General features: G+C 60.3%; 18 protein-coding genes and 3 pseudogenes. 10 read left to right on the top strand and 11 right to left on the bottom strand.

Annotation, left to right across the window (positions count from 1 at the left end; genetic code table 11):
- Window positions 1–188: hypothetical protein (locus MAXJ12_RS37940; RefSeq protein WP_008840145.1), on the top strand; the 188-nt coding region annotated here is incomplete at its 5' end.
- Between the two features lie 554 nt (window positions 189–742).
- Here MAXJ12_RS37940 and MAXJ12_RS30995 read toward each other — a convergent pair.
- Entirely contained in the window at window positions 743–1,177 is a 435-nt protein-coding gene (locus MAXJ12_RS30995) for a hypothetical protein (RefSeq protein ID WP_008840144.1), read from the bottom strand.
- Window positions 1,178–2,925: 1,748 nt separating this feature from the next.
- On the opposite strand from MAXJ12_RS30995, the gene MAXJ12_RS30985 reads away from it, so the two are divergent.
- Window positions 2,926–3,591: an antitoxin Xre/MbcA/ParS-like domain-containing protein gene (locus MAXJ12_RS30985; protein WP_008840141.1), complete on the top strand. Its 666-nt coding sequence runs from the start codon at window positions 2,926–2,928 to the stop codon at window positions 3,589–3,591.
- An 88-nt stretch (window positions 3,592–3,679) separates the two neighbouring features.
- Here MAXJ12_RS30985 and MAXJ12_RS30980 read toward each other — a convergent pair whose 3' ends face one another.
- Window positions 3,680–4,843: a porin gene (locus MAXJ12_RS30980; protein WP_008840140.1), complete on the bottom strand. Its 1,164-nt coding sequence runs from the start codon at window positions 4,841–4,843 to the stop codon at window positions 3,680–3,682.
- Window positions 4,844–5,950: 1,107 nt separating this feature from the next.
- Between MAXJ12_RS30980 and MAXJ12_RS40280 the strand changes: the two genes are divergently transcribed.
- The 6 genes and pseudogenes from MAXJ12_RS40280 to MAXJ12_RS39365 all read left to right on the top strand — a co-directional run.
- The gene (locus MAXJ12_RS40280; RefSeq protein WP_085984141.1) at window positions 5,951–6,232 is read left to right on the top strand and encodes an adenylate/guanylate cyclase domain-containing protein; all 282 of its coding nucleotides are present in this window, start codon (window positions 5,951–5,953) and stop codon (window positions 6,230–6,232) included.
- Window positions 6,233–6,561: 329 nt separating this feature from the next.
- A pseudogene (locus tag MAXJ12_RS39370) lies at window positions 6,562–6,803 on the top strand (tetratricopeptide repeat protein); the annotation flags it as partial.
- 72 nt (window positions 6,804–6,875) lie between these two features.
- A complete protein-coding gene (locus MAXJ12_RS30965) occupies window positions 6,876–7,175 on the top strand; it encodes a DUF982 domain-containing protein (RefSeq protein ID WP_008840136.1) in 300 nt (99 codons plus the stop codon).
- Between the two features lie 89 nt (window positions 7,176–7,264).
- Window positions 7,265–7,471 (top strand): hypothetical protein, encoded by a 207-nt coding sequence (locus MAXJ12_RS30960; RefSeq protein WP_008840135.1) that lies wholly within the window; start codon window positions 7,265–7,267, stop codon window positions 7,469–7,471.
- The gene (locus tag MAXJ12_RS30955) at window positions 7,468–7,935 is read left to right on the top strand and encodes a GntR family transcriptional regulator (protein ID WP_008840134.1); all 468 of its coding nucleotides are present in this window, start codon (window positions 7,468–7,470) and stop codon (window positions 7,933–7,935) included. Before MAXJ12_RS30960 ends, MAXJ12_RS30955 begins: the two co-directional genes overlap by 4 nt.
- 132 nt (window positions 7,936–8,067) lie before the next feature.
- A pseudogene (locus MAXJ12_RS39365) lies at window positions 8,068–8,221 on the top strand (ATP-binding protein); the annotation flags it as partial.
- A gap of 742 nt (window positions 8,222–8,963) precedes the next feature.
- Here the strand turns inward: MAXJ12_RS39365 and MAXJ12_RS30945 are convergent.
- The 5 genes from MAXJ12_RS30945 to MAXJ12_RS36140 all read right to left on the bottom strand — a co-directional run bounded on the left by MAXJ12_RS30945 (window position 8,964) and on the right by MAXJ12_RS36140 (window position 14,615).
- A complete protein-coding gene (locus tag MAXJ12_RS30945) occupies window positions 8,964–10,124 on the bottom strand; it encodes a helix-turn-helix transcriptional regulator (RefSeq protein WP_244421666.1) in 1,161 nt (386 codons plus the stop codon).
- Window positions 10,125–10,286: 162 nt separating this feature from the next.
- Window positions 10,287–10,496, bottom strand: a complete 210-nt coding sequence (locus MAXJ12_RS30940) for a hypothetical protein (protein WP_040588993.1) — start codon at window positions 10,494–10,496, stop codon at window positions 10,287–10,289.
- Window positions 10,497–10,705: 209 nt separating this feature from the next.
- Window positions 10,706–11,755, bottom strand: a complete 1,050-nt coding sequence (locus MAXJ12_RS30935) for a GlxA family transcriptional regulator (RefSeq protein ID WP_008840131.1) — start codon at window positions 11,753–11,755, stop codon at window positions 10,706–10,708.
- A 613-nt stretch (window positions 11,756–12,368) separates the two neighbouring features.
- The gene (locus MAXJ12_RS30925) at window positions 12,369–13,952 is read right to left on the bottom strand and encodes an ABC transporter substrate-binding protein (protein ID WP_008840130.1); all 1,584 of its coding nucleotides are present in this window, start codon (window positions 13,950–13,952) and stop codon (window positions 12,369–12,371) included.
- 390 nt (window positions 13,953–14,342) lie between these two features.
- Window positions 14,343–14,615 carry a hypothetical protein gene (locus tag MAXJ12_RS36140; RefSeq protein ID WP_008840129.1) on the bottom strand — a complete coding sequence of 91 codons (273 nt, stop codon included), beginning with the start codon at window positions 14,613–14,615 and terminating at the stop codon, window positions 14,343–14,345.
- A 27-nt stretch (window positions 14,616–14,642) separates the two neighbouring features.
- Between MAXJ12_RS36140 and MAXJ12_RS36135 the strand changes: the two are divergent.
- A pseudogene (locus tag MAXJ12_RS36135) lies at window positions 14,643–15,091 on the top strand (transposase); the annotation flags it as partial.
- Between the two features lie 599 nt (window positions 15,092–15,690).
- On the opposite strand, the gene MAXJ12_RS30910 reads toward MAXJ12_RS36135, so the two are convergent.
- On the bottom strand, window positions 15,691–16,404 hold the full coding sequence (locus tag MAXJ12_RS30910) for a DUF6065 family protein (protein ID WP_008840126.1): 714 nt from the start codon (window positions 16,402–16,404) through the stop codon (window positions 15,691–15,693).
- A 151-nt stretch (window positions 16,405–16,555) separates the two neighbouring features.
- Between MAXJ12_RS30910 and MAXJ12_RS37935 the strand changes: the two genes are divergently transcribed.
- On the top strand, window positions 16,556–16,849 hold the full coding sequence (locus MAXJ12_RS37935) for a hypothetical protein (protein WP_008840125.1): 294 nt from the start codon (window positions 16,556–16,558) through the stop codon (window positions 16,847–16,849).
- Between the two features lie 401 nt (window positions 16,850–17,250).
- On the opposite strand, the gene MAXJ12_RS30900 is transcribed toward MAXJ12_RS37935, so the two are convergent.
- The 3 genes from MAXJ12_RS30900 to MAXJ12_RS30890 all read right to left on the bottom strand — a co-directional run bounded on the left by MAXJ12_RS30900 (window position 17,251) and on the right by MAXJ12_RS30890 (window position 20,774).
- Window positions 17,251–17,925 (bottom strand): response regulator transcription factor, encoded by a 675-nt coding sequence (locus MAXJ12_RS30900; protein WP_008840124.1) that lies wholly within the window; start codon window positions 17,923–17,925, stop codon window positions 17,251–17,253.
- Window positions 17,926–17,977: 52 nt separating this feature from the next.
- A complete protein-coding gene (locus MAXJ12_RS30895; protein WP_008840123.1) occupies window positions 17,978–19,639 on the bottom strand; it encodes a sensor histidine kinase in 1,662 nt (553 codons plus the stop codon).
- A 178-nt stretch (window positions 19,640–19,817) separates the two neighbouring features.
- Window positions 19,818–20,774, bottom strand: a complete 957-nt coding sequence (locus MAXJ12_RS30890) for an esterase-like activity of phytase family protein (RefSeq protein WP_139044138.1) — start codon at window positions 20,772–20,774, stop codon at window positions 19,818–19,820.
- Window positions 20,775–20,794: the final 20 nt, after the last annotated feature.

Raw genomic sequence — 20,794 nt, 5'->3', positions numbered from 1 at the left:
ACAAAAAAAAAAAAAAAAAAAAAAAAAAAAAAAAAAAAAAGCCGCTGGCCGACCGCTATGCCGACGCCGACGCCTATGTGAAGGAACTCACGGCCAGGAGCGAGGAGCTTGTCGCGGCCGGCCTGATGCTTGCCGCTGACATCCCGCTCGTAGTCGAACGTGGCAGGTCGATGTATCCGGCGCAGTAGGCGAGCGCCAACTCCGTCGTCGAGGGCCGGCGAGCCAGAACATGCCGGCCTTTTTGTCGGACAACAGAGGCTGCTGCATCGCGGTGTAGTCCGCCGCGCTGGCCGAATACGAGATTTTCCGACTGAAGTCGGCCGTTAAGCCTGCCGGTTGCGCTACACCAATCGCAGTAGTCACGACGGCATTCACGGTGGTTCCGTTCGACCGCCCTTGCATGGCGGCAATGGCGCTGTGGCGTATGTGGCCACCTGAACGTCCGAAAATCCTCCTACAGGCGCGAACGCCAGGTGGGCGCAACGCCGCTGCTGAGCGTCAAAGGGTGCGGTCGATTCGGCTTTGTCTCGCGGCGAGCATAGAGAGCTCGATGTCACGATCGTTACGATCACCCTTGGGACGCAATGAGATGAAAATATCATAGGATGTCATGGCGAGAGGAACCGCGCCCGCGACCAGGAGCGCCTCGGTCTCCGCTGCAAGCCGGCGTCGAATGTCATAAGGCTCGCCTTGCGGTGCCGTGCGGCACCATCAGGATGACGAAGCAAAAAAGGGCGAACCCTCAGTTGACGGCGCCACGCAGCGTGAGCTTGGTGCATTTGCCGATCACCAGGTGAGGCGTGTTGGCGCGGCTGTCTCCGGCATTGGTGAAGCCAATTCCGTAATTTTCCTGGAATCGGAGTGTCTTCGACGAGAATGTGAAGCCGTTCGCTAAGCCGCCACAGATGAGCAACAGAGTTGAGTCTGCCCTTTTCTGAACAGGGCAGTAGTGGCTGGGCGCCTGATGCCCGAGCTGCGTCACGGTGTAATCGCGAAGGGACCCTGAGGGCTCGAGCACGAAAATCTTGTCGGCAAGATCGAACCGGCTCACGGTCCAGCGCCCATCCAACCAATCGAATCCGGTGGCAAGCTGGCCGACGCACAGAAATGAGTCCGCGCGTGTTTCCCTAACTCCCCAAGCAAACAGCACACATACGATAAGGATCAGACGTCTCATGAATAAATGAACCTTGCATGCCCCGCACCTCTCCAAGCTGCGCCATGATCGGCGGCGAAGGCTAACCGAAAACTAATTCGACCTGTAGAGATTTTATTAGACGTCACTTAAGCCATCGCGCCGACCGGGCACCAGAGACTGGACGTTCGATCCACGGGCTTGGTAATCTGGTCGATGAGGTAGGCTACCTCCGCCCCAGATCACCAAATGAATGGAAAAGCACCCGGTGAGAATCTGCCGAGCGCAGGCCTTGCTCCTTCATTGCCAGGGTCGGATCAGGAGAGATCAAATGATTGCGCGACAGGGTGGCGCACCCCATTTGGGGCGTCGCGTCGGGGCTCACGAACGTCCGAGCTCCAATAAGCAGGCTGCGACAGCTTGCTGCTCATCGTGCGACAATGCCTGGAAGCACAGGTCCCAAAACTCCGTTGCCTCCTGGAAATCCCGAATTCCAGGCGAAGATGCGAAGGTTCTCGCCCCAGGCAATCGCCACACGCAGACCTCCAAGGCCCGATGCCGGTCCACAAGTCAAACACATCCAAGCCCGCTTTCTTCGACGTCGCACAATTTCGGGGAAGGCTACTTGGAGGGTCGGCTGAGATCGACGCTGAGTGATCCGCCTTTTTTTCCTCCAGCCCTCAGCAAGATCGCCCTCAAGCGGATCATCTCAATCGGTATTGGCTCGTTCGCCCGTTGGATGGCGTAGATTTCGTTCTCAAGGTCTTTTAGGGCTCGCCAAAGAAAGTAGGGGTGAAGAGAGCGACATCGGGCCACCGCCTGCGGCATTCCATCATCGCCAATTGCCATCTCCGCGCGCCTCTCAGCACGCTGGCCAGAACACAAGCCAGCACTCAGCCGCATCCTATTTTAAGATCGCATAAAGAACCGCGTTGGTCGAAACATATATAGTCTAAGATGATCATCAATTAGGCTGAATGCCCGGGCGCGGAACGACGATCAGGCTTGGGCATCTTCAGAAGATTGGGGTCGCTCGTTGCTGCAGGCGCACCCAAACGCCACTTGACTGCAGGCCGATCAGAAAACGGGGGAAGCGATCCGATCTCGTGCCAAACCTTAAGGGCGCGGCGAAGCGTACTATGATGCCGCAACACGGCACCCGCGCAACCAATGCCGGCGCAATCAACGCCGCGGCAAACCTGCCGACGGGAAGTTCCGTCACCTACAAGCTCAGCCTGCCGACATGCCGACGACATGCGCGCCGATTTGCGCACAGCAATGACGGCGGGGTGCACTATCGAGGCGATCGTTGTCCGTGCGCTCGTTGCGGTGAGCGACAAAGTTGAAGCCAGTCCAACCCAGGGCAGGCGCTGCGGCGCGGCTATCAAAGTGGAAGCACTCTCCCAGATCGCGCTGTAAGACGCGCTGGTCCACCATCACTTCCACGCTTCAGCAGAGGTCGAACGACCTTTGCTGAGCTGGTCTGATGTGCGCCACGTTCTATTGGCGGAAATCCTTGACCGCCAGCGCGCGGCTGCGGAGCTGGAACGCCTGGAAAAGATTGATGGCGCTAAAGCCATACCGCGCAGAAACCCTCGCAGCGAAGCGCTACGAGATTGCATTCCGAATCGGCAGCAACCGAGTAATCTGAACCGGGCCAAGAATGATCGCTTTGTGCCGCTCGGACGCTGAGATTGGCCTTGCCACCGTCGAACACACACGCCATTAGACCTGTCAGAGACTCCGCCCGACCGGTGGATGAAGCTACGTTCCTTGGTGAGCACCCGCTAATGAATCACAATCTGGCGAGCTTCGTGGCAGCTGCTGTTGAGCGCGCATTGGTCGAGTATGACCACGGCCTCAGGAAACCGGCGATTGAGGCTGGCGGGCTTGTTGCGGGAATGGTCGCGGCGGCCGTATCGGAGTTGGCGTTGGATCAACAGATCCACCTCGCCACTCGGGTGAGTGAAATTGAAGGGGCGGTCGCTGAACTCGTGACGCGGCTGACTGCCGACGTACCTGTCCGGTCGCATAGGAAAGCCGCCTCATCGCCGACGACGGCCACGCTATCGCCCGTGGGCAGGCGCGGAATAGCTGACTTGTCTGGCCAGGTTACCACAAATTGGGCCGGACCGGTCGCTGGGCCAACATTTCTTGAGCGGACCTTCGGCATATCACGGTCGTCGTTAAACCGCTGGCAGCGCCGAAACTACGTGATTGCGCTCCGAAGTGGCGGGCGCAAGCACGTGTTTCCACTAGCCCAGTTCGTCGATGGCCGTCCTGCGACCGGTATTGTCGACGTGCTCAACTTGTTCTCAAATCAGCGCTTGGCCTGGCTATGGCTCATCCGCCCCAATAGCGAACTCGATGGGCAAATTCCGATAGAGTTGTTGAAGCAGGAGCTTCGCGATGCGGTGATTGAGGCGGCGCAGGCGCACCTGGCGACCGGGGAGTAATGGCCCGCCTGCACACTTCGATTCGCCACTTTACGAAACAAAAAAACCCGGCGGTTGCCCGCCGGGTTTTCTGATCGGCCAGGTCGATTTAGAACGTGCGCTGGAAGCGGAGGAAGCCGCCGATCTCGTCGCTATCATCGTCGATGTCGTCGTCGAAGTTGTCGACATAGACGATTTCAGGCGTGATCACGAGGCCCGGAACGAGCTCGTAGTTCACGTTCGCCACGGCAGCGAAGTTTTCCTGCTCGTCATAGGAAAGCTGGACATTGATCTTGGTCTGCTCGGAAACGGTGTAGGTACCACCACCCCAGACAGCCCAGTCGCCACCCCAGCTACCGTAGTAGTTCGGGCTGTCGAGATCCGGAACGCCAAGGAAGTCGTCATCCGCACCGGACGCATAACCGGCCATGATGAAGAGAGCGAGCTGTTCGGTCGCGTTCACGTCCAAGCGAACCTTGCCGGCCCACTCTTCCCAGACCGAGTCATAGCCCGCGACAGCCGAGATGCCGCCCCAGCCCTGCGTCCAGGCAACGCCGGCGACGACATGCGGGACATAGCTGTCCAGCGTGTAGTCGTTGGAGAGGAAGCCTTCATCACCGTCGCCCACTTCGAGAGCGACCGCGGCCGAGAAGCCGTTGCCGCCGGTGAAGGTGTAGGCGATCTGGTGCGTGCCGAACGGGCCGTAGCTGACGATATCGTCGTTGATCACGCCGCCGGCATAGCCGGTGAAGGTCGAGAACAGCGAGTCGGTCTTGCCGACGCGGAAGCCGCCGAGTTCGATATAGGCATGCTCGAACTCCGTAGCGAAGCCTGCATCGGTGATGCCGCCATCGATAAAGCCGTCTCCATCGACGTCGGCGGCATTAGAGGCCGTCGTGTACTGGAAATTGATCGCGGCGTAGGTGCGGAGCGTGCCGAGTTCGGTTTCCGAACGGCTGTCGACGCGCAGCTGGAAGCGGGCGCGCTTGTAGTAGGTATCGTTTGTGTCAATGACGCCGTCCGACAGGTCTTTCTTGTCCAGCACGTCCTGATGGCCGAGAGCGCCGATGCCGATGTCGTAGCGGATGTAGCCGCCGACGCGCAGGCAGGTTTCGGTGCCGGGGATGTAGAAGAAGCCCGTGCCGTACACGTCGCAGACGCGCACATATTCCATGGGCTCCGGTTCAGCGATCACGACCGCATCGGCCGCGCGTGCGCCGGAAACTGCGACGAGAGCCGCAGCTGAGCCGAGAAGAAGGCTCTTGATGTTCATTTTCTGACCTCCGTCAATATTATCAAATGGGATGGGCTTTAGAAAGGAACGTCCCCGCCCAGCCCGGCTTTGAAAAAGCTGCGATGAATCGCCCCTCTCTCTGAGATGACATTACGCATCGGCGTTCGGCGCACAATCGGAATTAGGCAGAGAGACGGCTAGGCACCGCCTCTTGTGGCCGCCATGTGGCAAATATGGCACAAACCCGACACCGGCATAAACGTCTCATTAACGAACGGCACCGATCCCGATCTGGCAATCCGTATAAAAATGCGATAGCATTGATCATCGACCTCCAGTCGATGCGGCTCCGTTTCGTTCCCATTCCCTGGGGTCGGTTCGGGGCCGCAGCTTTGACCGGCCGACGGGACCTACGCCGACGAATACTCCGCGGACGCGGATCAACTTTTGAGTCCCGACACCCCATGCCGGAGGGCGCGGGCGACCAAAGCCGTCAGACGCACCACGGTCCGGGACGACGATCGTGCCCCAGCCGATAGATCGTCGCCCCGACGCGGCGTCCAGAGGGAGGCCGATTGGCTGGTCAACCGCACAAAAGGAAGTTCGGAGAGTGCCCGCGTGTACTCAGCCGATGGTGCCGGCCAGTGGCGTTGCTGTCGTCATCATTTCCGGCTCGCGGCTCGAATCGACTTGGCACGATACAAACACATCCTCGCCTGCCAACCACCGGGATGGATTTTCGTGCCGCGCCAGCTGGCCCTTGAACAGGCTGAGTCACTGCGCCGCCTTCCGCGCCAGGTGCTGACCCAATTGGAGCTGCGCCGAAAACTCGTCGAGTTCGACCAAGCATTGAAAGAGCTGGATCATGCGCCTGTGGACTTGGTGGCCGAGAAGGCGCGCGTACTGAGGAGCTGCTCATCATCCTCCCAGCGTCGATTGCCGGCGAGCTCGAGAAGAGCGGCAAACGTGCAGCCGAAATATGATCCATTGGCGACGATCTGTTTGCGGACTTCAAGGGCTTTACCTTCTGGCCGAACGCATGGAGCCCGCCGCGCTCATCGGGCCCTTGGACCAATATTTCACCACGTTTGACGAGACGTGACTCGCTATGGCAGGGAAAAACTCAAGACGATCGGCGATGCTTACATGGCCGTTGCCGGAGTGCCTGCGGCCAATCGCCGGCACCCAATTGCGACCTGCCTCGCGGCGCTGGAAATCCACGCCGTTGCGGCTCGCATAAAGGCGCAGCGCGGGAAGATGCGGTTGCCGGCACTGGAGTTGCGTGTCGGGATTCATGCCGGACCGGTCATATCGGGCGTTGTCGGCCGGAGGAAGTTCACCTTCGCTATCCGGAGCGATGCGGTGAACACGGCGCGCTCATGGACGAGAACTGCGCTCCCGGACGGATCAATGTTTCGGAAACCGTAGCTGGGAACGTCAAGACGCTATTCGAACTGGACCCGCGAGGGGCTATCGACACCAAGCGCGGGCGCAGGCTCGAAATGTTCTTCCTTAACCGGCTGAAGCCGGAATATTTCGCGCGATACGGAGGGCCGCATGCCAAGCGGAAAATTTGTCGCCGGATCCACCGACTGCTCAGCGGCTTTCCCGGCTAGGAAGAGAACAACCGAAAATGGGCTGGGGCGAAATGGCTGGTGCGGCGATCACATGCTTCCTGTTGTTTTGGAGACGAGAAGATGGCCCGATGAGCGATCCTCGCAAGCTGGCCGCCATCCTGACCGCCAAGGTCGGGTACGGCCCGCGCGCTTCTGGCTGCCAGTTATGGCCATCTGGGCCGGTTCAATGAGGCCCGCGCAGCGTGGCAGGAGGTGCTCCAGGTCAATCCCGACCTACCCACCGGGAATACCGTCGCAAAGTGTTGCCCGACAAGAACCCCGAGAATTTCGAGTTGGTGGTGAACGGGCTTTGCAAGGCGGCCTGGTTAAACTACGGGCCAGGGGAGCGCCCGGTCTTTCCCCTTCTGCAGCCGCTCCGATAGACCGACAGCCTCCTCCCTGGGAACCGGCCAGTCGAAGCAGCGTTGATGCGCATTGCCTTTGGAGTGTTGAGTATGGTTAAGCTGGACGACGGGGTTTTCGACCCAGCTGTGAAGGTCCACAGCGCGCGCGCGGGCCAGGTTCAGCACATAGGCAGCGCCCGCAAGGCAGCCGAATGGCTGCTCAACGAATGGCCTATGAAGATCGACACCGCCAAGGCGCGCGTCGCTCGCAAGGCATGCCTTGAAGTGCTAGAAGGCCAGCGCAAGGCTGCGGCAGCTCGCAAGGCGTTTCGCGAGGCAGCCGAAGAGGCTGGCATCCTGATCGATGATGACAGCCGGCCGCCGACCGGAACCGTGAAGCGCAATCGTTAAACAATCACGTCTCTCATAATTGTGAATTGACTGGTTCGAGCGTCAGTCCCGAAGTTCACATTCGGCGAAGCTGAAAGGATGATCCGACGATGAGCGATACGCCTATGCCGGTCACCGGCTTCGCCATGGACGTCGCGATGTCCGAAGATGGCGAAATGATGGTTGCGGTGCTCACAGTTGAGACCGGAGAGCTGACCTTCGAGTTTGCCATCAATGAGGACGGGGCCGAGGCGATGGTGGAGAACCTGCAGCAGTTCCTGGAGATGGCGCAGTCGAGGGGCGGCAGGGCCGGTTGATCAGCGGCCGCAATCTGTCGTCGCAACGATCGCGATCGGACGCGGTGGCCGAGAGCTATCAGTTCCGGCTGGTGATCGAATGCGGGGCGATGCGCCAGCCCGGATTCCGCGTCGATCCGGCAGCACTTGCCGCGCTCCGTGGGGCGCAGAAGGAGATCCTCAACGCCGCTGCCGCCTCGATCACGCGCGAGCGCTGGTTTCGCGTGAACGCGGCATATCACGAGGCGCTCGTCGCGTGGTCGGGGAACCGCTTCCTGCTGCAGGCCATCCGCCAGCAGAACAATCTGAGGCGAATGACCGAGTACGCCGATTTCGACGAGTTGAGCGAGGCCCGCATCCAACGTGCCTGCGGCGAGCACATCGCCATCCTCGACGCGCTCGCCGAAGGCGATCTCGGCTATGCCGAGGCGCTTCTGCGCCGGCACATCGAGCGCGCAGGCCGCGATCCGGCGCAGGAGGATTGATTTCTCGCCCCTTCTGCACGTGCTGGAACGCGGCTGGATCATCCCACACGCAACCTCCAGGCTTCGGTTGCTCGTCGATCAGTTCACGCTGCCGCCTCCCGACTCCGCAGCGTCGAGAAACCTGCAGGTCTCCACCATCTCAGACGCGTCCGCTGCTTCTCGACAGTCGAACTGGTCAATGCGCTCGAGCTGGGGAAGGTGCAAGGCAGATTCGGACAGATCGCTGCGCGCTTTGTCCATTCCGATCTCGTCATCCTGGACGAATTTGGGCTACCTGCCGTTCAGTGCGTAGGGCAGCATGCTGCCGTGTCGAGCGGTGCAAAACCCCACGCCGATCGACATGCATGGATAATCGCGCCGGCTGCATAAGCGGCTCACTGACAAATTGCTACGCAGTCAACAGCCACCACAATGCCAATGCCGTGGCGGCCGACATGAGCAATGCACCCGCCATAGCGAGCCAGCTTCCCCCAGGCCCGCCAGTCTCTCTACTCCCTTCGCTCATTTTCATATGTATCCCGCTTCGCCCGGTCGGCTAATCGCCATTTACCAATCCCCTGAAATGCGCGGTCGTCATGAACCGGGCAAATAGGACCAATCCAACGCCCAATCTTCTGAAATGGCCCGAAGCAGCCTTGCTCCGCTGTTGACGAAGGACGGCACAGGGCTTGATCTGGTGAAAAGGGCGGAAGCCGTGTGGGGCTTTGATACGGCTCCCGCCAACATACACGGCGTCGCCGCCGGGTCTCAGATACAATCGGCTCCGGCAGGAGCCGATGCTGGTATGACACGCTCGGCGAGAAAGCGCTTCACCCCGCAGGGTGAACTCGCACTCGCCGGCCAGTCGTCATTGACGTGCGTCGCTGAGTGAAAAATCCGCATTCCCGGATGCCGCCGCAGCCAAGCCGTTACCCGCTTCCTGTCCGGGTCGACGGAAATTCCGATACCCAAGGGCAGGCAGTTCAAACATTCTGTGCGGCAACGCTCGGCTTGCAGCATCGAACAGCTGGAGAATCCCGCTCGCCAGGTCAAACAGGCAGGAGGGATGTCTTGGCAAGACGGAGCAGCTCGAGCTGGCCCCTCGTTCCCGTCTTTGCGTATAGGCTCTTCATTTGTGACCGGATTGTTTCCCGCGAAAGCGCGGCAGCATTGGCAATTTCGTCGACGCTGTTGCCAGCCATGATGCCCGCGAGCGCCCGAGTCTCCGCTGCAGTAAGCCTGTACGCCTTGGAAAAATAGTCGCCATTCACCCTCGGCATCGTATTCCCCTGTTCCACCAGGATAACGATCGTCGGCCCTTGGAAGTACAGCGACAGGGGGTCTTTGGCGACTTGTATGAAGGTCAGCTTGAAGGAATCGACCATACAGCACGCCACTCGCGATCCCTGGTAGGACCTGTCGAGCATCTGGCTGAGCAGATAATCCGCCCTCTGCTGGCAGACCTTGATTTTTCCAAGCAGGTTTACCCGCAGGCACCGACCGGTGTTGATCATATTTTGGCCAACTGGCGAAGCGGATTTGACAAGGCCGCGATCTCCAACGACCACCATGCCGATATCGATGGCATCGAAAAGCGAGCTTCCGATTTCCGCTACGGTCTTTTGGCCTGGCTCGGATCTGAAGTGCTTGAATGCGCGATTGAGGTGCGGCGCGAGCTTTGTCAGCGTGTCGGCGGCGTGCCTGTTTGCTTCCGGATCCGGACATGACGTCAGCGTCGACAGGAGGAAAGAGCGTCCTTCTTCTCTGACTATTGTCACTCCGACTGCGGACTCCCCACCCACCTTTGACCAGAAGTCGTTGTAGAACTCCGTCTTCACCAGGCGATCGCGGGGCAACATCTGCTCGGCCACCACGCCCACACCCACTTTCCTCACCGCCGCCGCCGGCATCCACGGGTTGATGCTGGAGTAATACTCTCCGTACTTGGCGACCTCGGCGGCATCGAAGCCGGAGTTGAGGTTGAAGGCGCCCTTGCTCCGTCTACTGTCGTGGTAAAAGAGGGTGGACCGACCGTCCGGAAGGATCAGGCTCAACTTCGCCAGAAAGTCCTGCCATGTCCCCTCGCCGAAAACGGTGGCGTAGATGGAGTCGACAAGTTTGTCTTCGACCGTTGATACCGGCACTGGATCCCCGATTCCAGTTTCTGCGTACAGCCGCACGATGCGCTGTGCCGTGTTGCGCAGCGTCAAAATACACTAACCGTGCAACGTTTGGTTGACAACGCCGAGGACGAAATCGAAACACAACACGTGCACGCCGCCTCAAGGAGCCTCCTGAGGTAGATTGTGTCCAACGCCACCCGTGATGATGCGATGTCCGCAACGGCCGGGAACGAGGCGTGACGGACACCGCTAAGCGGCGTTGGGCCATTTGCAACCCTGCTGGACAACACGCGGAGTGTCAGGTTGCGTTTGGCGTGGTGATGCCGCGGCGGCGCGAACTGCGACATCGCCCAACAGACGACGAATATCTTCGGGGGCGAACCCGTCCCGGACCATGACAAGGCCGATAATCGGGTCGATTAAAAGATCTTCCAGTGACAACTCGCGCTGGAGCGTCATCCTAGCCTCCTCATCAGATGAATGCTTGCCTCATTACTATCAAACCGTAACAGGAAGATGTCGAGGTGGAACTTGTTTTGTTACGGTTACGGACGAGTCGCAAGAACACGACTGGAACACCGGCCGCCGCGGATCCGGCAAGGAGACTGGACGCAAACATTGGGCTCAGAGTGGGTGCTGAGGGTGAAATTGCAAAAAGGGTTTGTTGATTAATTCTTCACTCGGGTCTGCGCATAGTCTGGAATTCCGAACCGCCGGCGGTAAGCCCCCGGTGCCAACCCTGTTACGCGCCTGAAGAGACGGCGGAAGAATGCCGGTTCTTCGTAGCCGACCTGCCAGCTGATTTCGTCGACCGAAGCCTCGGTCCGCTCCAGCCTACGCTTGGCTTCCTCGATCCTCACACGCTGGACGTACGTAATCGGGCTTAAGCCCGTCGCACGCGTAAATCGTCGCTTGAAGGTCCGCTCGGTGAGCCCGGTCCGCTTGATCATCTCGTCCAGCGGGTTGGTCACCGAGAAATGCGTGGCCAACCAGTCCTGGGCCGCCTGGATCGCCGCGTCCCCATGATCCTTGCGGCCGTCGAAGACCATGTAGGGGGCAAGCCCATCCTGGTGCCATTGCAGCGCGAAGATACGTGCCACGGTCTGGGCAGCCGTTGCGCCCGCGTGTCGCGCGATGAGGTAAAGGACGAGATCGTGCCAGGTCATGGAAGCGCCCGACGTGATCAGTTCGTCACGCTTGCCCGAAACGACCAGAACCCGTTCAGGATGGATGGGAACTTGCGGAAAGGCTGTTTCGAAAGCGCGAGCGTATCCGAAATGAACGGTCGCATCGGCACCGTCGAACAGCCCTGTCTCTGCGATCAGGAAGATGCCGGAGCAGGCGGAGCACAGGAGAGCGCCACGATCATGCATGGTGCCCAGCCAGTCGACCAGGTCCGGATACCGCCCCTTTGTCCAGCCGTCAGGACCGAGCAGTACCGACGGGACGATGACAATATCGGTGGCCGCGATTTCGGCGACGGGTCGCTCCACGATGACGGGTACCCGACTCGCCAGCTGGAGAGGGCCGCTCTGCTGGCCCACGATCTCCAGATGGAATGGAGGAGCCTGGAGGGGAGGGCGATCCAGTACGGAAACCATCGAAAAGGCATTCATCACGTCAAAAATGCCGCTGAGCGTCGACACCACGGCCTCGGGGATAGCCACAAGGCTGACATGGAGCGGCTCGGGACCTGGCTGAAGGGTGGGAGACAGCATCCTCGACCTCGGATTGGAGCGGCAGAATAGCGGCAAACCGTGAGCAGCGCCACGCTGCCCGATCTGCGCTTGCCGGACCCGCATTTGTCCGGAAGACTTGGCGAGTGTTTTCGCTGCGTGGGAAAGTCCACAGACGAAGTTGGTTAGCCTGCCGTATCATGACGTCGTTCGCATTGATCAGGGCCAACCAGCGAAATAGCCAAGCTGGCGAAGAGGCAAAGCGAGGCGTCATGAAACTCTTGGTTCCCTTCAAACAGATGGCATCAGTGATCCGCGAGTTTCTCGGACCGCGCTACCGACCTCTGCAATATGCTTGGCCCGAGACCGGCCCTCGGCCCGCCGTGCGAGCACGACGAAAGGATATCCGGTCCATCGACCACTATGCCTGACCGCCTCGTGGATTGCTGGCGCTCGTACGGTGCGTTCAGAGCCCTCAGATCATGAAGGAACGATCCGAAGATGGCTGATTTTCATGTCGGAGCGGATCCGGTGATCAGGTCTGCGATCAAATGGCCCGCCCCGGGGCCCATGCCACGTCTCAACGCCATCGGCACGACAAAGCATGAAATCCTAGGAGCCGGCAGGTGGTGCCGATTCCAACGAAAGGCCGGGCTCAGGCCACTAGCCAACACTTGGACAGGGCGTAACCGCCCATCATCTCCTGATTGCCGTCCGGGCTCCAGCCGCCGACCTTGGCGCTGGTGGCGTCAATGAAGTCGTTGAACATCGGCACGATGGCGCCTCCCTCGTCGCGCACGATCGTGCCCATGTCGGCGTAGATCTTCTTGCGCTTGTCGGCGTCCAGTTCGGCGCGCGCCTGAAACAGCATCTTGTCAAAATCCTCGCGGAAGAAGCGCGTGTCGTTCCAGTCGGCCTTGGAATAATAGGCCGTGGAATACATCTGGTCTTGGGTCGGCCGGCCGCCCCAGTAGGAAGCGGAGAAGGGCTGTTTGTTCCAGACTTCCGACCAGTAGCCGTCGCCGGGCTCGCGCTTGACCTCAATGGTTATGCCGGCCTTTGCGGCGCTCTGCTGGTAGAGCTGGGTGGCGTCCACGGCGCCGGGGAAGGCAACGTCCGAAGTGCGCAGCAGGATCGGGCCCGAATGCCCCGATTTCTTGTAGTGGAAGGAGGCTTTTTCGGGATCGTAGGTGCGCTGCTCGGCCTCGGTGAAGAGCGGGTAGCCCTTGTTGATCGGCGTGTCGTTGCCGACCGTGCCATAGCCCATCAGGATCTTCTGAACCATCTCATCGCGGTCGAGCGCAAATTTCAGCGCCAGCCGCAGGTCGTTGTTATCGAACGGCGCGGTGTTGCAGTGGGCGATGAAGACATAATGGCCCTTGCCGGCGACGTTCTGGATCGTCACGCCCGGCATGCGCTTGATGAGGTCGACGATCTTGGGCTCGACGCGGTTGATGATGTCGACCTGCCCGCCCTGGATGGCGGAGGTGCGCGCCGTCGCGTCGTTGATGACGATGATTTCGATCTGGTCGGCAAAGCCGCGGTCGTCGCGCCAGTAATTGGCGAACTTCTCGCCTCCGAGGCGCAAGCCGGCCTCGTTCACGGTGATCTTGTAGGGGCCGGTGCCGATGCCTTCGGCCGGGCTGTCCTTACCGCCGTTTGGCTGGATCATCAGATGATAGTCGTCGAGCAGGAAGGGCAGGTCGGCATTGGCGTCCCTCAGCGAGAAGACGACGGTGTCGCCGTCCGCCTTAATGGTGTCGATGCCGCCCATGATGCCGAGCGCGCCGGACTTTGAATTCTCGTCGGAGTGACGCTCCATCGTCGCGACGACGTCGGCGGGCGTCAACTCCTTGCCGTTGTGGAACTGCACGTCCTTGCGGATCTTGAAGGTCCAGACCTTGGCGTCGTCGGATGCGCTCCATTCTTCGGCGAGCGCCGGCTTCACCTCGCCGTCGGCGGAAATTTGCACCAGCTGTTCGGCCCATTGGCGACCGAAGAAATAAGGAACTTGGCTCGACCATGACGCCGGGTCGAGGCTGTCGGTAGCGGCGCCGCCCTGCATGCCGGCGCGAAGAATGCCGCCTTTCACCGGGCCCGCCGCGCGGGCCGTGGAGGCAAGCAGCGAATTGGCGAAGGTGGCAGTGACGCCGAGGGCGGCGGCTCGGCCGAGAAAATCACGCCGGTTCAGCTTGCCAGCAGCGACACGCCGGCTGAGATCGTCGAGTTCATTTGACATAAGCGATCTGCCTCTCTGTTGACCGGCCAGAGTCACTTTTCTCATCTCTGGCGGCACGAATATGACTGTTTTGTGGAGTGAGGTGCAAGGCAGATTACGACTTGTCGCCGTCCGAGCTCTTCGAACTGCAGACTGCCTTCTTGCGCAAGATCGGGGCCGTTTTGGCGCGCGAGCGGGCCTGCCCGTATCACCCCGTCCTCCGGGTTTGCCCTGCACTGATGCTCCGGTGCCGACCTCTCACGGCGACTTTGATCAGGTCTGGTCGCTCCCTCGACGGAAGCGACGGAGACATCGAATCCAGCACGTCGCCATTCTCGCCGGCAACATCGGTGCGAAATCCAGACATCATTGTCGCTGCCGGCGACGGCAGGCATGTCGCTCAAAAAGAGCTTAGTCGCCTTCCACGGGCCCGGGGCCTGTGCCGCCAATCTCGCCTGGGACGTCTGTGACTTCCGAGATCGTCTCCGCTTCTGTCGTGGCATGCTTAAGCTTAGCGGCGGCAAGCACCATCAGTGCGTATGCCGCCTCGCGTTCCTCCCAGCCCGCCGCTTGTGCCTGCTCGCACAGATTTTGGAATGAGGGTGCCAGCGCCCTTTGGCAAACCTCATGCCGATGGAAGCTGTCGGTACGGTCGGGCGTGAGGATTTTTGGCTTCTTGCCCATTGAACAAGCCCTTTCGAAGGAATTTCTCTGGCGCTTGCACGACTGCATCGTTTTGCGCCACGCAGTAAAAAACACATTGACCGCCTCTTCAAGAAGCCGAACAGCCGCGGATGAGGACGCCGCCAACAACGAAGACAGCGATGTCGTTGCCCTGCCGGACACAGGCTTGCCGGCAACCGAAGGGGCGACGGGAAAGAAGCGCGGCCGCAAGGCCTTGCCGGAAAACCTGCCGCCCGAGCGCGTCGAGTATGACCTTCCCGACGATCAGAAGGTCTGTCCTTGCTGTTGCCCGGATGCACCGCATTGGTGAGACCGTTACCGAGCAACTTCATGTCGAGGTGAAGGCAAAGGTTTTGCAGAATGTGCGGTTCAAATATGCTTGCCGTCATTGCGACCGCACCGGAATCAACGCGCCTATGCCGACGCAGCCTTTGCCGGGCAGCATCGCCACGGCTTCGACGCTGGCCTTCGGCGTGGATGACCGCGGCCGGTTACTTGAAGCGGCAATCAAGTTGCCCGACGAGGATCAGGACGACCGTCTACAGTATGGCTCATCCTGCGAGGGAAGTTAGCCGGGCTTCATGGCCGAACTGGCGAAGCTGACGCAGCAAGAGGAATGATGAGAAAGGGCCGGCGGAACTGCTCCCGCCGGCAGCAGGAGGCGATGCTTAGCAGGCATGGGTGCGGGGGTGGGATCGCCTGCCAAGGCAGTGCAATCAAACAGCTTAATCCTATTCTTCGAACTTGTAACGAAAAATTTCACGAAGAAAGGAACCGATAGCTCGGTGGCTAGGTCCCGACCGAATCTGAATTCGAACCAGAGCTAAAATCATGGCACCTGCCAGCTTGCTCATCCACGCCGTCCCAACTGGCCTGATACGGCGCGCCTCTGGGAGGCCGACGCGACGGCCTGCCGGCTTTCACGCGACGCGCATTCGGATCTCTGACGCACGGTGACGACGAACCCGAGATGATCCGTTGTCGTACTCAGGCGCCATGACGGTCGCGCATGCCGACGGCCGTCATTTGGTCAACTCAGCAACAGCCCGGGAATTCAGGTTCTCTGGTGTTGGACTCAGCGTTTCGCGCGGGCGAACTTTCGATACCAGCCCGAGCCGGCGATTGTGTTGCGATAGACGCGTTTCCGCTCGTTTGCCTCTTCCATTGTCTCGGCGCGCACCTCGCCTTCGATCGCGGCGTCGGCGCGGCGAAACGGGAAAACCTGCACCAGCGGCGTGCCCTTCTCGATAATGTGCACGCCGTCTGGGCCGATCGGGAAGAAGGGGAAGTGGATGTGCGCCGAATAGCTGTCGGTGTCGACGATGCCGGCGACAGCCTCGAAGACCCCGTTGGGCCGGTTGAGCGGAGGCACGAACAGGCAGCTCCACCCCGGCGCCGTTCGGATCGCCCAGTAATTGTGGAATTTGCAAGGTGGCCGCGGCGTGCTGGGATGGCCCGTGATCTGGTGCTGGCTGTGATTGCTGACCATCGTGCGGTCGAACTCCCAGCCGTAGTCGACGGTTTCCCCGCCATCCTTGATCTCCAGCCGCACCTCCGCGGCGAGCGGCAGTATCCAGCCGGTGGAAAGCGCATCCAGAAACGGCATACAGCGCTTGATCGTGATGCCGTTGTCGCGCGCGCCGACATGCTCCAGATCGATCGGCGCGATCTTGCGGAACCAGTCGGGGAGAGCGGATTTGGCCGGCCGCGGTTCGGCGATAACGCCGACATCGGAGGACTGGCAAAGAAAGCTGATCTTGGGCGAGGGCTTGTTGAAGCGTGTCAGCATGCTGTCATCTGGAACTAGGGACTGATAGCCGGACACCGGCTTACTCACCGTGGGTTGCCGGTGCGACGAGGGGCCGGCGAGGGCCGGCCACTCGTTTCCTGGCCACCTCTAGCGTTGACGCAGGAGGTCGACCAGCGTCCGGGCCGACCGGTTGGAACTTGAATTCGACGATCTGTTCGAGCCCCAATCGGACGAGCTGTTGGAATTGGAGTTCGACGAACTGTTCGAATTCGAATTGGACGAACTGTTTGAGCTCGAGTTCGACGAACTGTTGGAGCTCGAATTGGAGGAGCTGTTGGAATTCGAGTTCGACGAACTGTTCGAGCTCGAATTGGACGAACTGTTGGAGCTCGAGTTCGAGGAGCCGTTTGAGCTGGAATTCGACGAACCGTTCGAACTCGAGTTTGACGAGCTGTTGCCGGCGAACTGCAGCAACTTCTCCTGAGCCTGAACCGTTCCAGGCAGCGTCTTCGGCGCCGCCTGCTTCGCGCCAACGATGCTCCTGATGCCGCCGGTCTCGATTGTGTGCGGCTTGACGGCCGCTTGCGCGCCCCCTGATACCGCTGTTCCGGTCGCTGCGGCGATTGCAAAGGCAACCATGCGGCCGATTTTATGACTGGGTTTCATGATGCTTTCTCCGTTTATCGTCACACAATGCAGTCGCTCCTGTGCGACCACCGTAAAATAACGTAGAAATGCGGAAACAATCTCGGAATAAATCGCCTCTATCCAACTTTTAACCGGACCTTCACCGCTCTCTTACTTTCAATTTATCTTGTTAGCCATGCAACAATATAAACATGAATCAGATTGAGCTGCTGGGTGTTCGAAGTCGCGTGTCGCGCTTCAAGCCGAAATGACGTAGCCGAAGCCGCGCACCGTCTTGATAAGCGGGTGTTCTTCCGCGCCGTCGATCTTGCGGCGGAGGTAGCGTATGTAGACGTCGACCACCTTTGTTTCAGGGTCAAAGCTCAGGTCCCAGACATTGTTGAGCAGCCGTGTGCGGCTGATGACGGCTCCAGGATGCAGCATCATATAGTTCAGAAGCCTGAACTCCTTGGCCGTCAGACTGATTTCGCGCTCGCCGCGCCAGACCTTTTTGGCGACGGGGTCGAGCGCGAGGTCGCCGACCTTCAGCAGCGGATCCGAAGTCGTGGCCGGCCCGCGCCGAAGCAGGGCTTCGATGCGGGCGATCAGCTCGTCGAAGGCGAAGGGCTTGGTGAGATAGTCGTCGGCGCCGCCCTTCAGCCCTTCGACCTTGTCCTGCAGGCTGTCTTTTGCGGTGAGCATCAGGACGAGATTCTCGCGCCGTTCGCGTTGCAGCATGCGGCAGACCTCAAGACCGTCGATTCCGGGAAGCAGGCGGTCGAGAACGATCAGCGAATAGGACGTCTCACGCACCATCGCCAGTGCATCCTCGCCATTGTTTGCAAGGTCGACCAGGTAACCCTCCGCTTCGAGCCCTCGCTTGATAAAGCCCACAATACGGTCGTCGTCCTCCACCAGCAGAATTCTTGGCATTGACTTCACCTCCGTCGGGATCCTGTCGTGGGCGGGAGCGCTTCCCCGCTGTTTATGCCGCGCTGGTTTTCACGCGAGGTTTTTTCCTCGAAGCGGTCGCGCCGGCGCCGAAATTGTCATCCGAAGCTTCGTTTGCATCGGCGCTTGGAATGCGGACCACGACCTCCGTAAATGACCCGACCTCGCTGGTGAGCGTGATCTCGCCCTGATGCTTTTCGATGAGCCATTTCGCGATCGCCAGGCCGAGGCCGCTGCCGGGCTGGCGCGACGTCTTCGGGCTTCGGCCGCGGTAAAACCGCTCGAATACCTTTGGTATTTCCTCGGCCGGAATGCCCAGCCCCTTATCGCGTATCGTAATGTGGGCATATCCGTCCGAAGCGGTCATGCTTAAGTTCACGGGGCGGCCGCGCGGAGAGTATTTTATGGCGTTGTCCAGAAGTATGACGAGCGCCTGCTTAAGCTGCTGCGCGTCGGCGGTGACCCAGATCGGATCGGTCCTGTAGTCCGCCTTGATCGCAATAGCGTTGGCGCGCGCCAGGATTTCGCCGTCATGAACCGCATCGTTGACGATGGTCACGAGGTCCGTCCGGCGGGGCTCGAAGCGGATCGTATCGGTTTCCGAGCGGGACAGGAAAACCAGATCGTCGACGAGCCGGCTCATCTCCAGGCTTTGGGTGACGATCCGCTCAAGTGCGTCGCGGTAGACCGCTTCGGGCTTCGAACCATGACGCAGCGGAATCTCCGCCTCCCCTCGAAGAGCGGTCAGTGGGGTGCGCAGTTCATGGCTTATGTCGGCGAGAAACTGAACCCGCAACCGGTCGAGATCCGTCAGCCGCTGGTTTGCCGCGGCGAGTTCAGCTGTACGCGCGGTGACTTGCCGCTCGAGATCCGCTCGCGCCTCCAGCAGCCGCTTGCGCTGATCTTCCTGATTGGCTGCCATCGCGTTGAAGCGCCGCGCAAGCACGCCGAGTTCGTCGCTGCTGTCGTAGCCGATCCGGTGGTCGAGTTCACCCCGCCCGATCGCCTCGGCGCCTTGCGTCAGAAGCCCAATCGGGCGCATCAACGATCGGGCGAGAAGGAAAGCAGCGACGAAGCAGAGGACCACGGCCGCCAGCGCAAGCCCGGCGGTGATCCACGTCAGGCGCCGCCACAATGCCTCGGCCTGCAGTTCCGCCCGCGCGACCTCTTCCGCTTCATCGCGCCTCGCGGCCTCCAGGATATTTTCGAACTCGGCGTCGAAACGGTTCTCGATGTCGCGGCGAAACACCATGACCGCGTCTTCCTGCCGCCCCTGGTTGCGCAGATCGACTGCCCTGGCGGTCGCCTTGCTGATTTCTCCGTAGAGAGCGCGCATCCGCATGATTCGGAAGATTTCGTCGCCGTCATTCTCTTGTTCGCTGTTGCGCCCCAGGAACTCGGCCTCGCCTAAGGTCAGCTTCTCGAGCGCATCGAATCCCGCCTCCAGTTCGGCGCTGGCGCTCTCGTAGTCGGCGCGCTCCGGTTCGCCGATCAACAGGAATTCGGCGATCTGCTCGGAATACCGATTGGCATTGACGGTGAGCGCCGTGACGGCTTCCAACTGGTTATTGGCCCACTGAACGCGCTCCATGTAATAGGTCGTCGAGCGGATGGTGATGTAGACGATAGCGGCCATCATCAAGACCGACGCCACGACGATGAGCTGAAAAACGAGAATGCGAGACCTGATGCCCATCGGTGCCCATCGGTGTTGAGAACCCGAAACCGGTCGGGTTCACGAAATCCATTAGGCGCCCGTGGCCGTAGCCATCATGCAGTCGGCGGTCGGTTTCGCCCGGTCAGCGACTATGGCACGAAGGATGCGAAACATTCAGGTTAGAAATTGGTGAGAATCGCGGCCGGATTGCTGCGATTCATGGCGTCGCCTTGACCTGGAATAGGACGAAGGTCGTCGGTTCGGCGTCCTTCCTTGTCTTGTCGGCGACGATGAGAAACAGATCGTCCGACAGGCGGGCCATTCCTTCGAAATTGTCGACCAGCATCGCGTCGGGCTCGGCTGAAAGCTCGGCAAGCTGGCACTCCCGTTTCGCGGTGCACTGGCCAAAGTCGAGATAGCGCAGCCGCGCCGTCGGTGCGCCGCCCTTTTCCTCGCGCGTCCGCTCCAGGATGAGGAGGTTGCCATCGGGCAACGTCTGGATCGCCTTGAGCCTGCTGTCGGACTGGAAAGCCTTGAACGACCAGGTCGTTCCATCTGCCGCATAGAGCGTGTGACGGTCTTCAGGCTGATCTTTCAGGGGCCGTTCCGGCGCGGTCAGCACGCCATGACGGCCATCTACCGCAACCGCTTCCAGGCGGCTGTTCTTCTTGCTGTATTGCGTCTCATTCGTAAGCGGGGCGGGCAGGACGGAATTGGCGATCCACTCGCCGCGCGGCGTAAAGCGGGCGATCGAAGGCCCGTCTTCAAACGCGATCAGAAGCTCGCTGTCGGACCGTTGGCCATTGTCGTCATTGACGGTGGTAAGACCCTCCGCGTTGGTGACAGGCTTGCCGGAGGCCTTGCTCGTCTTCGTTGCGAGCAGAGCGGAGAAGACGGATTGGATCTCTGCGATGCGCGACCCGTCCAGCCGAACGCGAAAATGATGAAGGACGCCGCCGTCGGAGACGGCGTAGAGAAGTTGCTCATCCTCGTCCCAGGACAGGCCGGAAAACTCCTCGATCCTGACGCCGTTTGCGCCTTCCGCAGTGATTTCCATGCTGTCCAGTGCTTCCAGCCTCGGCTGGGCTGACCCGATCGACGCAGTCGAAGCCAGCAGCGCCCCGGTCAGCGTGAATGCGCAAAACAAGCGGCCAAATCTGTTTCGTTGGGTCATTGAGTCAAATCCTGTGCGGC

It is taken from the genome of Mesorhizobium alhagi CCNWXJ12-2 (assembly GCF_000236565.1).
GTDB lineage: Bacteria > Pseudomonadota > Alphaproteobacteria > Rhizobiales > Rhizobiaceae > Allomesorhizobium > Allomesorhizobium alhagi.
This window is presented reverse-complemented; position numbering and strand designations above follow the sequence as displayed.

What these genes read in the sequence shown, in the direction of transcription:
- MAXJ12_RS30960 (WP_008840135.1), top strand. Translation starts at nt 7,265, where the DNA reads ATGAGCGATACGCCTATGCCGGTCACCGGCTTCGCCATGGACGTCGCG.
- MAXJ12_RS30900 (WP_008840124.1), bottom strand. Translation starts at nt 17,925, where the DNA reads ATGCCAAGAATTCTGCTGGTGGAGGACGACGACCGTATTGTGGGCTTT.
- MAXJ12_RS30995 (WP_008840144.1), bottom strand. Translation starts at nt 1,177, where the DNA reads ATGAGACGTCTGATCCTTATCGTATGTGTGCTGTTTGCTTGGGGAGTT.
- MAXJ12_RS36140 (WP_008840129.1), bottom strand. Translation starts at nt 14,615, where the DNA reads ATGGGCAAGAAGCCAAAAATCCTCACGCCCGACCGTACCGACAGCTTC.
- MAXJ12_RS30890 (WP_139044138.1), bottom strand. Translation starts at nt 20,774, where the DNA reads ATGACCCAACGAAACAGATTTGGCCGCTTGTTTTGCGCATTCACGCTG.
- MAXJ12_RS30985 (WP_008840141.1), top strand. Translation starts at nt 2,926, where the DNA reads ATGAATCACAATCTGGCGAGCTTCGTGGCAGCTGCTGTTGAGCGCGCA.
- MAXJ12_RS30965 (WP_008840136.1), top strand. Translation starts at nt 6,876, where the DNA reads ATGGTTAAGCTGGACGACGGGGTTTTCGACCCAGCTGTGAAGGTCCAC.
- MAXJ12_RS30910 (WP_008840126.1), bottom strand. Translation starts at nt 16,404, where the DNA reads ATGCTGACACGCTTCAACAAGCCCTCGCCCAAGATCAGCTTTCTTTGC.
- MAXJ12_RS30895 (WP_008840123.1), bottom strand. Translation starts at nt 19,639, where the DNA reads ATGGGCATCAGGTCTCGCATTCTCGTTTTTCAGCTCATCGTCGTGGCG.
- MAXJ12_RS30935 (WP_008840131.1), bottom strand. Translation starts at nt 11,755, where the DNA reads ATGCTGTCTCCCACCCTTCAGCCAGGTCCCGAGCCGCTCCATGTCAGC.
- MAXJ12_RS40280 (WP_085984141.1), top strand. Translation starts at nt 5,951, where the DNA reads ATGGCCGTTGCCGGAGTGCCTGCGGCCAATCGCCGGCACCCAATTGCG.
- MAXJ12_RS30940 (WP_040588993.1), bottom strand. Translation starts at nt 10,496, where the DNA reads ATGACGCTCCAGCGCGAGTTGTCACTGGAAGATCTTTTAATCGACCCG.
- MAXJ12_RS30980 (WP_008840140.1), bottom strand. Translation starts at nt 4,843, where the DNA reads ATGAACATCAAGAGCCTTCTTCTCGGCTCAGCTGCGGCTCTCGTCGCA.
- MAXJ12_RS30925 (WP_008840130.1), bottom strand. Translation starts at nt 13,952, where the DNA reads ATGTCAAATGAACTCGACGATCTCAGCCGGCGTGTCGCTGCTGGCAAG.